This is a genomic window from Curtobacterium sp. PhB146 (assembly GCF_004342995.1).
Lineage (GTDB): Bacteria > Actinomycetota > Actinomycetes > Actinomycetales > Microbacteriaceae > Curtobacterium.
In genome coordinates, this window is sequence record NZ_SMBN01000004.1 from 1 (window position 1) to 14579 (window position 14579).

Here is a 14579-nt window from a genome sequence, read left to right on the forward strand (position 1 = left end):
TGAGGTACCTGTCGGAGCGGGGCGTGTGGGCGAACGGGTTCCGCCCGCCGGCTGCTTTGACCCATCGATATCCCTGACGTCGGTCCACGCCGACAACATCACAGGCCGCCGTACGCCCAAGGCCCCGTCTCAACAGCTCCCAGAACCGCGCCTCTCGGGCACGGTGTTCCAGCCTCGATCCCATCAGCAACACTCCAAATCACGGTGGTGTTGCAACGACCGGCTGAACCCAAGATCGGCTATCGAGACAGGTCTGGCTGCGCCATCCGTCGTATCCGATTCAGCTCAGATCGACTCCTCGGGCCTACGGTCGTTTCATGACTTCGCTATCCGACCGACCGGGTGACCCTGAGCTGAGGGTCATCGAGACGCTCGAACAGGCGATCGTGGATCCGGGCCACACGTTCACGGAGCCGGATCGTGGATTGGTTGCTGCGATCGAGGGGGAGCTGTACGGCCGGTTCGTCGACTACACGATGGATGGTTCCTGCTCGCTCAACGTTGGCCCCGCGGGGTATGCCGCCGTCGACGCGTTCAGAGCCCGCCAGTCAGACGCCGCGGCCAGAAGACGCAACCTGATGGACCAGTACCTTCGCTACGTTTGGGAGCAAGCGGATCAGGGATCGGATGCGTATCCCGACCGGTTTGAGGCGACCGAACCGAATTGGTGTGGCGACGTGTACACGGCGCAAGAGATCGAGCGTGCCGGGAAGTGGCTGCACGACCGGGAGCTGATCGGCGGCGTCATGGCAAACAACTCCTCGGCCCCGATTCGTGCCAGCAGCACCCAGCGTGGCGAGGATGTCGTGGAGCGCGGGCGCTCTGTGTGGGACGAGTCGACACAGCCTGGTGGGGCTCAGTTCGTTATCTCCGGTGGCAACAACCAGATCGCGAGCCACTCGCAGCACGTCAGCCAGAAACAGGACAACCGATCCGGCGCGGCCGCGGTACTCGAGCTCGTCGCCGAGATCCGCAGGCACCTGCCTGAGCTTGCTGACGAAGGGCGGCCGGCGGTGGAAGTCACTCTCGGGGAACTGGAAGCGGAAGCGGAAGGACCCGCCCGTGGCGCGCGTCTTCGGGAACTGAGCAATAAGGCTGTGACAGCAGCGATCGCCGCTGGTGCGTCCGCGGGCGCGACCGAAATTGTGGAGCGGCTGATGCCGCACCTGCAGAACGTGATGGCCGCGATCCACGGGGGCTGATTCAGCCAATGTCGGAATGGCCTTGACGGCCGTCGCATCATGGTCGGCGTCCTTGCGAACCTCGCAACAGCCTTCCTCGGCGCAGTCGACTATTCGCGCTGTCGGCCCACTGATGCAGCACATGACAGACAGGTTGCGCAGCGACCGGGGACGTGATCTGGGGCATGCTCCGACCGACCAGGAGTGCCACGAAGCGCTTGAAGCGCAGATCGATCGCCTCCGACACTCCATCGGCGCGTACGACTGACTGCGTCCGGTAGCCGATCCGCTACCGGGCGCCGTGGCGACCACGTTTGTGCAGCTCGTCGGAGTCGACGAGCTCACGACCGATCAGGTGTGACTGTTCACGTTGGTCTGCCGCATTTTGAACGCGGTCCTCCGCATGCTCGTGGCACGGGGCACAGCAAGGAGAGCCCCAGCACACCGATCGGTGTTGGGGCTCTCCTTGGCCGTCAGTGTCTATCGGCGTGGTGCCGTACGCCGCTTGCGGCGAGCGATCAGAGCGTCACCCGCGATGAGTGCGAGTGCCGAGGCTGCCCCGAGGATGGCGAGCAACCACCAACTGGTGTCGGTGAGGAAGCCGATCAGGCCGAGGACGACGATCGGTACCGCGATGAACTTCAACAACATCGAATGGACCCTAACTGCAGTTCTTCTTGGCGGTCTTCACGAAGGGCTTCCCGCCACCGGGGCCGATCTTGGTCTGGTAGCGGACCGGGGCTCGCAATTTTGTTCCAGGATGTTCGTCGAGCAAGTCAAGAAAGGGACTGATGCAGGTTCGCTTGACTCTGACGCGCCCTACGGTCTGGTTACCCGTTTTGCTCTTATATTCGGGCGGGGATGGGTGTCGTGGTGAAGCGTAGTTCGTGCTCGATGAATGTGGTGTATCCGAGTTTCGAGTGCCGGCGTTGCCGGTTATAGAAGATTTCGATGTATTCGAGGTCGGTGCGGGTGCGCCATTTCTTCCGGTTCAACAGCTCGTTCTGCCTGCTCGACCAGAACGACTCCATCATGGAGTCGTCGTAGCAGTCGCCGATCGTGCCGAACGACGGCATCAGGCCCGCGTCGCGGATCCTGCTGGTGAACGCCCAGGATGTGAACTAGACGCCGTGGTCGGCGTGCACGATGCCACCGGCTCTTGGTCGCCGTGCTTTGATGGCCACGTCGAGGGCGTTCACGACGAGGTGGGTGTCCTGGCTATGCTCTCCGGTGTCGTGACGCGGGCCGTCCCCCGCGGTCGATCTGGCCCTGACGAACCCAGTTATGGATGGCTGCTGCGCTGACGCCGAGTTCGACTGCTGCGGTCGTGATCGGTTTGCCGGCGCGGACGAGCGCGACGGCCCGTCGACGGAACTTCGGCGGAAACGGTTGTGGCACGGTTGGAGCCTCTCAGAACGGACCCGATCCGCAGAGGATTTCCGTGGGGCACGTCAACGACGTCAACCAAACCTGCAGCAGTCCCGGACGCCCTGCGCGATGGTTTGACGCGACCGTATTCATCAGCGAGATCGGTCGTTGTCCGCGGACGGGCGCGCACTGATCTGGCGGAGCCGGACCAGTAGATCCACCGGATCCGTCTGCGATGCGTTGCCGGCGACGCGCAGCCCGGCGAGGAACTCCCGAGTCTCACCGAGAGCATCGCGCCCAAGGGCGCTGATGTTCTCGAGCGCCGCGGCTACCTGTTCAGTTTCAGCGCCCGAGGCTGCACGCACGAACTGTGCCCCCTGGGTCAGTGCAAGAATCGCCGCAAGACGATGGGCAATGACGTCGTGCATCTCACGAGCCGCGCGGAGGCGTTCCTGCTCGACTGCAACTGCCCGCTCAGCGCGCGCAGCATCGCGCTCAGCGACCAGTTGCGCCAATCGTGCACGACTGCGCTTCGTACGCGTTCGGCCGAACGGCAATCCGTTCGACGCCAATACACTAATCCGGTCATACGCATCGTCTGACGTCGGCTGGGTCGGCGACGGTCGTGTCTGCACCTACCCGACGATAGAGCCCGCGTCGTTCCACGGCCTTGTTCTCGAGGTGGACTGCCCTCGTCATTCCGAGTGATCCGACCGACCTCTCGACTCGACTAGGTGGGAGTCACTTAGGTGCTCATGGCTAGGACGTTCAAGCTGGGGTCTGCTGCACCGCCTTTGGACCCTCGCATGCTCCTGCAGCAGTCTCAAAGAATAGGAACCAGTCGCACTCGCTAGCTATCGAGCCTCGAGCCTCGATCGAGGGGCTACGCGCGTGGTCCTATGTCGCTACCTTCGACGACACCGATCGCGGAGATGCCTGCGTCGCCGGAAGTCCACTGTGCCAGTCGCACCAAAGCCTTGTCGGAGGGCGAACCGGGAGCGGCACTGTAGACGTGTAACGACTGCCCGGGACTGCCCGGAACGTCGAGCGCTTCATAATCCAAGTCCATCCGTCCCACAACGGGGTGGTCGAACTGTTTGCGCCCGTACGTGCACTCGTAGACGCGGCGCTCACGCCACATGTCCTGGAACTCGTCGCTCTTCACCGACAGCATCCCGACGATCGCCGCGATGTCGGGATCATCCGGTGATGACGCCGCGTCCATACGAAGGATCGCTGCGTTATCCGCAGCGACCAACCGCCAATCAACGTAACGATCCCGAGCCTCCGGGTCCAGGAATGTCCATACCGTCAAGTTCCGAAGCGCTGCCGGCCGATCGTCGAGGTCGAAGAACAACGCCTTAGCGAGGTCATTCATCGCCAGGATCGCGGTGCCACGTCCCATGATGAACGCCGGAGCATTCGTGAACGTGCCCAGCAGACGGCGCGCCCCCGGGCGGACCCGCGCCGGCACCTGGGATCCGTGCTCCCCGCGCACGACATGCGGCTGCACGAGCGTGAGGAGGTACTCCCGCTCCGTGTCGTTCAACCGCAACGCCGTTGCAAGGGCACCGAGCACCGACGCTGACGGCTGCTTTGTGCGACCCTGTTCCAGCTTCGCGTAGTAATCGGCGCTCACTCCCGCAAGCCGCGCGACCTCTTCACGGCGCAGCCCACTGACACGACGGCCACCCTGGGCAGTCGTCACGGACCCTACGGGATCCAGGCCCACGTCCGCCGGCAACAGCCGCGCCCGCGACGCGCGGAGGAACCCGCCAAGTTCGACGTTCCGAGTCATCCCACGATCTTCCTCCACATTTTTGCTGTGCTGCACGTCTTGGGTGGTCCTCTGCGGCCTATGCAGCACACAACCAGCAACGACCCCCTCGAAGTCCGCTGCGTGTTGTTGAGTCGGAGACACAGCAACAGCTCGAGAAGGGTCACCCCATGCAGGTCTTCCAGATTGGCGCCGGCGGTAACGTCGGTCGTCTCCTCGCCCGCCGCCTGAGCGCCCAACGCGACCAGGTCTCCGGGATGCACCGCGCACCGGAACAAGCTGCCGCGATCGCCGAGACCGGCGCTACCCCCGTCCGCGGTGACCTCGTCGCGGCGACCGTCGACAACCTCTCCCAACTGATGGCGGGACACGACGCTGTCGTGTTCTCCGCCGGCGCGCATGGCACCGGCCGGGACATGACGACACAGATCGACGGGGAAGGCCTCGTGAAAGCTGCGCAAGCAGCAGTCCAAGCGGGTGTTCGCCGGTTCATTCTCGTGTCCGCGTTCCCTGAATCAGAACGAGCCGCCGGACTCGGTGACGACTTCGAGCACTACATGGCGACGAAGAAGACCGCCGACGTGTACCTCACCACCACGGACCTCGACTGGATCATCGTGCGACCGGGCCTACTCACCGACGAGCCCGGCAGCGAGCACGTCACCGCGGGATTGGCCGTTGAATACGGAACCGTCAGCCGCGACAACGTCGCCGCGTTCATCGCAGCAGCCCTGCACGACACGTCGCTGCACCACGTCATCGTCGAGCTCACTGACGGTGAGGTGGCCATCGACGATGCCGTCACGGCCCTGCCGCGCGCCGCCTGAAACAAGCCCCCCCCCCCTCGAAAGGACTGACCATGACCACCATCGACAGCTACAGCCACGACGTCTCTGGCGAGAAAGAGTTCGGCTTTGCGCAGGCCGTCAAGGTCGGCGACACCGTATACATCTCCGGCCAGCTCTCCCACGACGGCGCCGGAGAATTCATCCACGCCGACGACCTCGACGGGCAGTTCCAGCAGATCTGGGCGAACCTCCAGAAGGTCCTCGACCACTACGGCATCACCCGGAACCAGATCGTGCAGGATGGCGTCTTCGTCGTGAACCTCCCCGAGAACGCAGCAGCCGTCGCCGCAGCACACCTGGCGTACTTCGGCGACCATCGCCCCACCAGCACCACCGTCGGCGTCGACTCGCTGTTCTTCCCCGGTCAGCTGCTGGAGATCAACTTTATCGCTAACACCACGCTCCCCGCGTAAGCACCCCGCCCGCCCAGCGTGGGCCTCCAACGACTCCGACGGAGCCGGCACCCGCAACGGCGGAACCGGCTCCGCCGCGTCAGGAAAGTGATCGACCATGAACCACCTCGAACGCAAGACCGTCATCGTCACCGGGGCATCGTCCGGCATCGGTGCAGCCGCCGCAAAAGCCCTCGCCGCCCACGGCGCCACCGTCATCCTCGTCGGCCAGGACCAGGACCGCCTCGACGCCGTCGTCTCGGAGATCACCACAACGGGCGGAACGGCCGCGGCCCAAGTCGCAGACGTCACCGACCTCAACGCGATGCGCACCGTCGCCGACTGGACGAACACCACGTACGGCTCCGTCGACGTGCTCGTCAACAACGCCGGTCTCATGCTGTTCTCCTACTGGAGCGACCTCGCCGTCGACGACTGGAACCGCATGATCGACGTCAACATCAAGGGGTACCTCAACAGCATCGCCGCGGTCCTGCCCGTCATGCGGGCGCAGGGCGCCGGGCAGATCCTCAACATGGACTCCGTCGCCGGACACCAAGTCGACCCCGCCGCAGGTGTCTACAGTGCGACGAAGTTCTTCATCCAGGCAGCCACCGAATCGATGCGGAAGGACCTCGGCGTCAACCACGGTATCCGCGTCAACACCGTCAGCCCCGGCGTGATCAACACCGGATGGGCGGACAAGGTCACCGACCCCGAGGGCCGGAAGGCTGCGCAGGAACTGAACCGGATCGCGATCACCTCCGAAGATGTCGCCCGGGCGGTCGTGTACGCACTCGACCAGCCCGAGAACGTCACCGTGAACGACCTCGTCATCTCGCCGACGAAGCAGAACTGGTGAGCGCCGACATCGGGGCACGCACTGTCCGGGTCGTCGCCGAGGCGTACATCGTGCCCGGCCGAGCAGAGGAACTCCACACACTGCTCCTCCCCCTCGTCTCCGGCACTCGGGACGAGAGCGGAAACATCTCCTACGCCGTCATCCAGGACACCGCGAACGCGAACCATCTGCTGTTCCTCGAGGAGTGGGCAACACGGGAAGCGTTCGCCTCGCACCTCTCCGCACCGCACTTCCTCGCCTACGCCGCAGCGAGCGAGGCGCTCCTGGAACAGCCGGCACGCATCGTCGTCGCTGAACCCCTCGCTCTCTGACCCCTCGAACCGAAAGGCACTCCATGCCCACGCCCTTCACCCCGATCAGCATCCGCAGTCTCGAGATCAGCAACCGGCTCTGGATGTCGCCGATGTGCACATACAGCGCTGCCGCTACCGGTGATGCGACTGCAAGCCCGACCGACTTCCACCTTGCGCACTACACAGCCCGTGCAGCTGGCGGCGCCGGACTGGTCATGATCGAGGCCACCGGCGTCCGTGCCGACGGCCGGATCTCGCCCTACGACCTCGGCCTCTGGAACGACGCTCAGACAGACGCGTTTACACGGCTGGCAGCATCCATCCGAGCTGCAGGAGCAGTCCCCGCCGTCCAGCTCGCACACGCAGGCCGGAAAGCGTCCGTCGACAAGCCCTGGCTCGGCGGCGATCCGCTCGACGCGGACCGGCACGGATGGAACCCCGTCGGTCCGAGCCCCGTACCGTTCCCCGGTCACCCGGAGCCCGCTGAACTGACCGTCACCGAGATCGGCGAGATCGTCACTGCGTTCGCCGAGTCCGCGGTCCGCGCACGTGCCGCCGGCTTCGACGTCGTCGAGGTCCACGCCGCCCACGGATACCTGCTGCACTCGTTCCTGTCACCGGCGTCGAACACCCGCACCGACCAGTACGGCGGCAGCTTCGAGAACCGGATCCGCTTCCCCCTCGAGGTCATCGACGCGGTCCGCGCGGTGTGGCCGGAGGAGCAGCCCGTCTTCCTGCGCGTCTCCACGACCGACTGGATCGATGAGAACCCGGACGATGACCGGAGCGGCTGGACAGTTGACGAGACCGTCCAGTTCGCCCGTATCGCCGCCCAGCACGGAATCGACCTCATCGACGGCTCCAGCGGCGGAACCGAACCCGCCCCGATTCCTCGGAACCGCGACTACCAGACCCGCAATAGCGCACGCATAAAGGCCGAAACCGGCCTCACGGTGGCGGGAGTCGGACGGATCAACGATCCCGCATGGGCGGCTGAGCTCGTTGCGGACGCGCACGTGGATGCTGTCTTCCTCGGCCGGCCGCTGCTGCGCGACGCGTCCTGGATCAACAACGCCGCGACGGACCTCGGCCAGCAGCCGCGCTACATCGAGCAGTACGACTACGCGCTGTAACCCGCCTCCACCTTCAAGCCGCTGACGCACGCAGGAGGTCGTGCGTCAGCGGCTTCCAGGATCCGGCCAACGAGGAGGCAAGCTTGGTTACGCACATCCTCGGCGACATCAGCTTTCATGACCGGTACTGGCACGCAGAAGGCTTACGTGCGAGACGGGTCCGGAACTGTGTTCGTCACCGCTGGGGACGCATCCGGAGGTCGCAGTCGGCGCCCCTCCCGACTTTGTCGTTTACCCGGCCGATGTTCGCAACGCCTCGAACGAAGCGCTCGCACGTAGCCGCCGAGCTCAACGGCCGCCCCCGCAAGACCCTCGACTACCGCAGCCCTGCAGAAGCATTCGAACAGCTACTCTCGGACCCGAAACAACCACCCGTTGCAACGACCCCTTGAAACCGCCGATCGGCTTCCGGACACGCACCTGGTCTTCTGCTAACTCAGCGCTTGTCCTGGTTGCGGAGGCTCCAGACGCCGAGGTACAGAGACCAAGGCATGAGAACGATCAGGGGCAGCCAAGAACCGATCATCCCGGTGTTGATGACCAAGTTCAAAAGCCCCAGGGCAAGCATTAGAGCAGCAGCGATGGCAACGAACCAGGCAAAGGCCCGAGGCCAGGGCTTCATTGATCTCACGCCGGGATGCTACCGGAGCCCCGTCGGGCGACCGATAGAGGATCTTCTACCGCGCGACTGTCAACCTGATCGCTGCCCATGCAGCTCGACCGAGTGCGCGATCGGCATGCTCGGACCCACCACGCTGCATCGATTGCCCTCCGGTAAGGACCGTTTCACCAGGCAGGATCGTTCGGTGTCCCGCATCCGCCCTGGTGACGACGGTGGTCTCGAGGCCCGCACGCCGCCGCCGAGCACTGATGCGGTGCGCACTTTCGCTGCTCGGCCAGACCTGATCGTCCCCGCCGGCCACCAGGACGAGTTGTTGGATCTGCTCCACAGGGATGCCAGCTGCTTCGACCCGCGCTGGTGACTGCGCGTAGGACTGCTCGTAGAGCGGCCGGAACCTGGGCGGCGTCTCACGCACGTAGCCACCCCACGCAAGCGGCACGAATGGCACCGGGCTGCCCGCCAGCGTCCAGTGGGAGCGCTCCGTCCCCGCATCGTCGGTCCACGACCAGACAACATCTGAAGGCGCGAACGCGATCACCCCAGCCACCGACGGAAGGTGCGCAGCGATCAGCAGCGCCGCCTCGGCTCCCAGCGAGGTACCAACCACCCACACCCGGTCGCTCACAGACTCCAGCGCGGCGATCCGGTCGAAGAAGCACTCCAACGGGACCTCCCACGGGCCCGCATGCTGACCAGGACCGCCGAACCACCGAATGGACTCCGCGATGAAGCCGTGCTCAGCGAACACCCGCGCACGATCGACATCGACCCTGCCACTAGAACCCGCGATCACCAGCACCGCGTCGCCCGACGCATCGTCCGGGACGAACCGCACCCCCTCAGGCGCCGTGATCGGGATCTGCTGCACGGTCTCATACTGGCCGAGACCTTGGTTCACTACCCTCGAGACGTGCCCCTGTTCATTCGGTATCAAAGCGCAGCCCCGAACCCACGCGGCACGTTCCCCGGAGTGTTTGCGCTTGCCAACGGCCTCCGGCGCAACGGCATGCTCGACCCTGCTGACGCTAATTGGCTGCTGCGTGCGAACGAGCAGGCCACAGCTCAGTATCGGGATCCGTCGACGGTCGAACCGAACTGCTACGACCCAACGCTTCATCCGGGAGCACGATCCTGGTTCAGAGCTGACGCGACGACCCTGCTCGCAATGAGCGTCGGGTACCTCGACCGCCTCGACCGGTACCGCGTCCCCTGGGTCGAGCTTCGCACCACCTCACCGGGGCGCATCACATACGAGGACGAAGTACAGATCGTCGCGACCCCGATGGACCAGTCCCACGACTGGCCATTCAGACCGTCCCAGTAGCGGATCCTCTACCGGAACGACCAAGAGCGACCGAGGCGGCGTTTGGTAGCCGACCGGCTAACGGGCAGCGCCTCATGCCTCTCAGGAGCGATGTCGGGAGGAGTCGGCGACGAAGCCGGTGTTCGGCAGTCAGTCCATGCCGAGGTACTGGCGGACCTTCTCCTCGGGTGATATGTCAGCGACGTCCGAGACGAAGTCGATGTCGACACGGTGGATCCGGCCTGTGAACGGGAAGCCGCCGCGGGTCCGGTAATACTCGTCAACGGGGGACCCGGTGTTCACGCCGACGCTCATGCTCTCGACCCCGAACCGTGCCCGGACCTGTTCCGGCAGGTCGAGGTGCCCCGCGGGTTCCCCGTCGACGACGAGGTCGACCGTGGCACTGCCGCCCGGAACGTCTGCGCTGGTGAACCGGAACCCGAGCGTGGTGTCACCGTGCGGCACGGGCCGGTCGGACTCGAGCGTGTGCCGACGGAGGTTGAAGAAGTTGTAGTGGTACACGAGCTTGCCGTCGCGGACGTAGAGCACCCACCCCGCGGTGTCACCGCCCACGTGGAAGAGAACACCCTCCGCACCGTCGTCCGGGATGGTCACCGGGACCGACACGATGTGGTCGACGTTGTTGAGCTTCGGCCCGCTTCCCTCGGGAAGCCGGCGCAGGCTCGGTGGGAACGAGACATGTTCCCGGCCGAAGAAGTAGCTCGGGCGCAGTCGCACGTCGAGCCGTTCCGCGAACCGGTCGTCCAACGGCAGCACGTTGTGCTTCGACGCCTCGACGAGGAACAGTTCCTGCATCTCGGTCAGCTTCTCCGGGTGCAGGGCCGCGAGGTCGTGCGCCTGGGAGAAGTCCTCGGCGATGTCGTAGAGCTCCCACGTGTCGTCGTCCCACGGGAACGACCCGGCGTTGATCCACGGCAGGCGTCCGTGCCAGCAAGAGGCCATCCACCCGTCGTGGTAGATCCCGCGGTTGCCGTATATCTCGAAGTACTGCGTACGGTGCCGGCTCGTCGCCGGGTCATCCGTGAACGTGTACGCGAACGAGGTACCGTCGATCGGCGTCTGCGGAACGCCGTTGACCATGGTCGGTTCGCTGATGCCGACTGCCTCGAGCACGGTCGGAGCCACGTCGATCACGTGGTGGAACTGGAATCGCCGGGAACCGGCGTCCGTGATGCGGGCCGGCCAGTGCACCACCATCCCGTTGCGCGTTCCGCCGAAGTGCGACGCGATCTGCTTCGTCCACTGGAACGGGGTGTCCCCGGCGTGCGCCCACCCCACGGCCATGTGCGGGGAGCTGCCGGGCATGCCCCACTCCTCGGCGTGCGGCAGGAGGTCGGCGATGTCCTCCTGGTAGCCGTTCAGCGTGTGGATCTCGTTGAAGGTACCGATGAGGGTGCCCTCGGCGGAGGACCCGTTGTCGCCCATCACGTACAGGAAGAGCGTGTTGTCGAGCTCACCGAGCTCCTCCAGCGTGTCCACGAGTCGGCCGACCTGTTCGTCGGTCGCGGCGAGGTAGTCCGCGAAGTTCTCGAACTGCCGGCGGAACAGGTGCTGTTCATCCTCGGTGTGGTCGTCCCACGCCGGGATCTCCGCGTGCCGTTCGGTGAGGTCGGTGCCGGACGGGATGACGCCCAGGTCGAGCTGGCGCTGGAACACCCGGGCGCGGTACTCGTCCCAGCCGAAGTCGAACTGCCCGTCGTGACGCCCCCGCCGGTCGAGAGGCGGCTGGTGTGGTGCGTGCATCGCGCCGGGGGCGAAGTAGGCGAAGAACGGACGGTCCGGGGCGATGCTCTTCTGCGTCCGCATCCACTGGACACACTCGTCCGCGAGGTCCTCGGTGAGGTGGTAGCCCTCCTCGGGTGTCCGCGGGGGTTCGACCGGAGTCGTGTTCCGGACCAGCTGCGGGTAGAACTGGTCGGTTTCACCGGCGATGAACCCGTAGAAGTAGTCGAAGCCCATGTTCGTCGGCCAGTTGTCGAACGGGCCCGCGGGGCTGGTCATGTTGTCGGGGACGTTGTGGTTCTTCCCGAACCACGCGGTCGCGTAGCCGTTCTGCGACAGCGTCTCAACGAAGGTGCCACAGCTCTTCGGGATGATGCCGGTGTAACCGGGGAACCCCGTCGCCTGCTCGCCGATCACCCCGCTCGCCGCGGTGTGGTGGTTGCGACCGGTGAGCAGGGAAGCACGGGTCGGCGCGCACAGCGCGGTGGTGTGGAACTGGCAGTAGCGGAGCCCCTCATCGGCCAACCGATCGAACGTCGGGGTCTCGATGAGTCCACCGAACGTGCTCGCCAGGCCGTAGCCGGCGTCGTCGATGAGCACGACCACGTCAGCGTTTTGGCGCGGCCACCGCAGGCCGCCCCGAGTGCAATGAACGCGGCGTCCCGCATCCCGGTGTAGGTGCCGTTAGGTGCACGATTCGCGCCGTATTTGATAGCAGCTGCCATGAGTTCGTCGACTTGCGGCGGCTCGAGCGGCGTAGCGGCGGCGCTTGCAGCTGTAATCCCGCGCCCCTCGCGCATGGATGAGAGGCTTCCGCGCGAACTTTTCAGGAGGTCGATCGTGATGGGCAGCGGGATGTCTCGTTCTTCTCGAAGCCACTCGAAGAACTGCTTGATTGCGGTTCGGTCGTTCGCGAGGGTGTTCCCGGAGACTCGTCCGGGTCCTTCGATTCGGCTCAGCAGGTAGTCGCGGATTTGCTGATTGGTTGCGCCGCGCAGCGAGCCGTTTCGTTCGGTGAGCCATTGGAGCAGGTGTCGCAGGCTCTGTGCTCGTGTGAGCGGGGTCGAAGTCTGGTGCGGTCGGAAGGATTGGGAAGCAACGTGTCGGAGCCATGCCGAGGCATCGAGTTCTACCTGCCCATCCACGGTGAGGACCGGCGCCTCGCGGGGTTCGATTTGGAGCGGCTCGACCCCCAACACACGACCGACCGTCGGTTCGTCCCATACACCTCCGTGGTGCAGCCCAACTCGCGTCATCGCACGCCTCTCGACGGACACAGTATGCACCCGCGCGAGACATCAGAGACAGGGCCGCCTCCGCACTTTTCGGGAGACGGCCCTTACAGGAGACAGCGGAGTTTCCCGCAAATTTACCGCTTCAGGTTCGTCAGCTCCTGCAGCACCTCGTCCGAGGTCGTGATGATGCGCGCGTTCGCCTGGAACCCGCGCTGCGCCACGATCAGGTTCGTGAACTCCTGCGACAGGTCGACGTTCGACATCTCAAGGGTGCCCGCCGCGAGCGACCCGACGCCGGCCGAACCGGGACCGCCGACGGTCGCGGTGCCCGAGTTGCCCGTGGCACGGTAGCCCGAGGCGCCGGTCTTCTCGAGGCCCGCCGGGTTGGCGAACGTCGCGAGGGCGATGCGGCCGAGGGCGAGCGACGCACCGTTCGAGAACGTGCCCGTGACGGTGCCGTCCTTCGAGATGGCGTAGCCCTGCAGGGCGCCGGCTTCGCGGCCGTTCTGCGAGCCGATCGACGCGGTGTTGAGCGAGGCGAAGCCCGTGAGCTCCCCCATGTCGACGGCGATGCCGCCGACCGTGAGGGCGCCGCCGGAGGTCAGCTTGCCGTCGGTGCCGAACGTGAGCGACCCGTTCGTGGTGGTCCCCTGACCGTTGCGTGCGGTGACGTCCCAGCCGGTGCCGGTGCGAGTGTAGGCGAGGGACATCGTGTGCTTGGCGCCCGAGGCGTCGTAGACGGTGGCCTCGCGGGTGATGGTGTCGCCGACGGCGGTCTCGGACGGCAGGTTGCCGGCGACCGAGGCGGAGGTGGTGCGGACGGCCGGTGCCGCGGCGTCGAGCGGGAGCGTGATGTCAGCGAGGCCACCGTTGTCGTTGACGACGCCGTTCGTGGCCGGGTAGCCCTGCACGATCTTGCCGTCGGCGGTGACCAGGCGGCCGTCCGCGTCGAAGTCGAACGCACCGGCGCGGGTGTAGACGGTGTCGTTGCCGAGGCGGGTGACGAAGAAGCCGTCGCCGGAGATCATCAGGTCGGTGGCCTTGCCGGTGGCCTGGGCCGAGCCCTGCGCGAAGTTGGTGGAGACGCCGGCGACCTGGACGCCGAGGCCGATCTGCGCCGGGTTGGTGCCGCCGACACCGGTCTGCGGTCCGCCGGCACCCTGGGTCATCTGCGACAGGGTGTCCTGGAAGACCGTCGACGAGGCCTTGAAGCCGACGGTGTTGACGTTGGCGATGTTGTTGCCGGTGACGTCGAGCATCTGCTGGTGCGAGCGGAGGCCGGAGATCCCGGAGTAGAGCGAGCGGAGCATGGTGCGTCCTTTCGGAGAGGCAGGGAGAGCAGGAAGGAGAAGGGGAAGGAGAACGGTCAGGGAGCCGGAGCGGTGGTGGTGATGCCGGAGATCACGTCGAGAGCGACCTCCTTCCCGTTCACGGTGACCGTGGGCACGCTGTTCGCGTAGGACACGGCCGAAGCGGTCCCGGTGACGGCGGTACCGGTCGCAGCGTCGGTGTAGCTGACCTGCTTGCCGACGAGGTTCGCGGCGGCGATGCGCATCTGGAGCGAGAAGTTCTCGTTCCCCGTCGTGGTCTGGTTGGTGATCTGCTCCATCATCGCGAGCTGCGTCTGCTGGCTGATCATCTGGTTGGTGTCCATCGGCGACGACGGGTCCTGGTTCTGCAGCTGCGTGACGAGCAGCTTCATGAACACCTCGGAGTCCATCGTCTGGGACTTCTTCGCGGTCGAGTTCGCGGCGAGGGCCGCGGCCTGGGCAGCCTGGTCCACGCTGCCGGTGATGCCGTCGATTGGCATGGTTGCGTTCCT

Annotated in this window: 15 protein-coding genes and 1 pseudogene; 7 read left to right on the forward strand and 9 right to left on the reverse strand. The window is 65.6% G+C overall.

Annotated features, from left to right (window positions below; genetic code table 11):
- Positions 1–317: 317 nt before the first annotated feature.
- Entirely contained in the window at positions 318–1202 is an 885-nt protein-coding gene (locus tag EDF33_RS14850) for a hypothetical protein (RefSeq protein WP_132100452.1), read from the forward strand.
- 459 nt (positions 1203–1661) lie between these two features.
- Here the strand turns inward: EDF33_RS14850 and EDF33_RS20220 are convergent, their stop codons facing one another.
- From EDF33_RS20220 to EDF33_RS14870, 4 genes and pseudogenes are all read right to left on the reverse strand, one after another.
- Positions 1662–1832, reverse strand: coding sequence for a hypothetical protein (locus EDF33_RS20220; RefSeq protein WP_165918831.1), 171 nt, complete (start codon positions 1830–1832; stop codon positions 1662–1664).
- 194 nt (positions 1833–2026) lie between these two features.
- A pseudogene (locus EDF33_RS20555) lies at positions 2027–2398 on the reverse strand (integrase core domain-containing protein); the annotation flags it as partial.
- Between the two features lie 303 nt (positions 2399–2701).
- Positions 2702–3184 carry a histidine kinase dimerization/phosphoacceptor domain-containing protein gene (locus tag EDF33_RS14865; protein WP_132100455.1) on the reverse strand — a complete coding sequence of 161 codons (483 nt, stop codon included), beginning with the start codon at positions 3182–3184 and terminating at the stop codon, positions 2702–2704.
- Positions 3185–3432: 248 nt separating this feature from the next.
- Positions 3433–4347, reverse strand: a complete 915-nt coding sequence (locus EDF33_RS14870; protein WP_132100655.1) for a helix-turn-helix transcriptional regulator — start codon at positions 4345–4347, stop codon at positions 3433–3435.
- Positions 4348–4496: 149 nt separating this feature from the next.
- On the opposite strand from EDF33_RS14870, the gene EDF33_RS14875 reads away from it, so the two are divergent.
- From EDF33_RS14875 to EDF33_RS14895, 5 genes are all read left to right on the forward strand, one after another.
- The gene (locus tag EDF33_RS14875) at positions 4497–5153 is read left to right on the forward strand and encodes an NAD(P)-binding oxidoreductase (RefSeq protein ID WP_132100456.1); all 657 of its coding nucleotides are present in this window, start codon (positions 4497–4499) and stop codon (positions 5151–5153) included.
- A gap of 32 nt (positions 5154–5185) precedes the next feature.
- Positions 5186–5587 (forward strand): RidA family protein, encoded by a 402-nt coding sequence (locus EDF33_RS14880; RefSeq protein ID WP_132100457.1) that lies wholly within the window; start codon positions 5186–5188, stop codon positions 5585–5587.
- A gap of 97 nt (positions 5588–5684) precedes the next feature.
- Positions 5685–6428: an SDR family oxidoreductase gene (locus EDF33_RS14885; RefSeq protein WP_132100458.1), complete on the forward strand. Its 744-nt coding sequence runs from the start codon at positions 5685–5687 to the stop codon at positions 6426–6428.
- Positions 6425–6739, forward strand: a complete 315-nt coding sequence (locus EDF33_RS14890) for a putative quinol monooxygenase (protein ID WP_165918832.1) — start codon at positions 6425–6427, stop codon at positions 6737–6739. The genes EDF33_RS14885 and EDF33_RS14890 overlap by 4 nt, the downstream gene beginning before the upstream one ends.
- Before the next feature lie 23 nt (positions 6740–6762).
- The gene (locus tag EDF33_RS14895; RefSeq protein ID WP_132100460.1) at positions 6763–7854 is read left to right on the forward strand and encodes an NADH:flavin oxidoreductase/NADH oxidase; all 1092 of its coding nucleotides are present in this window, start codon (positions 6763–6765) and stop codon (positions 7852–7854) included.
- A gap of 436 nt (positions 7855–8290) precedes the next feature.
- On the opposite strand, the gene EDF33_RS14900 is transcribed toward EDF33_RS14895, so the two are convergent.
- Positions 8291–8485, reverse strand: a complete 195-nt coding sequence (locus tag EDF33_RS14900) for a hypothetical protein (protein WP_132100461.1) — start codon at positions 8483–8485, stop codon at positions 8291–8293.
- 46 nt (positions 8486–8531) lie between these two features.
- Positions 8532–9344, reverse strand: a complete 813-nt coding sequence (locus EDF33_RS14905; RefSeq protein ID WP_165918833.1) for an acyl-CoA thioester hydrolase/BAAT C-terminal domain-containing protein — start codon at positions 9342–9344, stop codon at positions 8532–8534.
- 297 nt (positions 9345–9641) lie between these two features.
- Here EDF33_RS14905 and EDF33_RS20560 point away from each other — a divergent pair, with 297 nt between their 5' ends.
- Entirely contained in the window at positions 9642–9800 is a 159-nt protein-coding gene (locus tag EDF33_RS20560) for a hypothetical protein (RefSeq protein WP_243692465.1), read from the forward strand.
- A 129-nt stretch (positions 9801–9929) separates the two neighbouring features.
- Here EDF33_RS20560 and EDF33_RS14915 read toward each other — a convergent pair whose 3' ends face one another.
- The 3 genes from EDF33_RS14915 to EDF33_RS14930 form a co-directional block, all read right to left on the reverse strand.
- A complete protein-coding gene (locus tag EDF33_RS14915) occupies positions 9930–12122 on the reverse strand; it encodes an arylsulfatase (RefSeq protein ID WP_207906705.1) in 2193 nt (730 codons plus the stop codon).
- Positions 12123–12891: 769 nt separating this feature from the next.
- Positions 12892–14067 (reverse strand): flagellar hook protein FlgE, encoded by a 1176-nt coding sequence (locus tag EDF33_RS14925; RefSeq protein WP_123292728.1) that lies wholly within the window; start codon positions 14065–14067, stop codon positions 12892–12894.
- A 56-nt stretch (positions 14068–14123) separates the two neighbouring features.
- On the reverse strand, positions 14124–14567 hold the full coding sequence (locus EDF33_RS14930; protein WP_131879961.1) for a flagellar hook capping FlgD N-terminal domain-containing protein: 444 nt from the start codon (positions 14565–14567) through the stop codon (positions 14124–14126).
- Positions 14568–14579 lie beyond the last annotated feature (12 nt).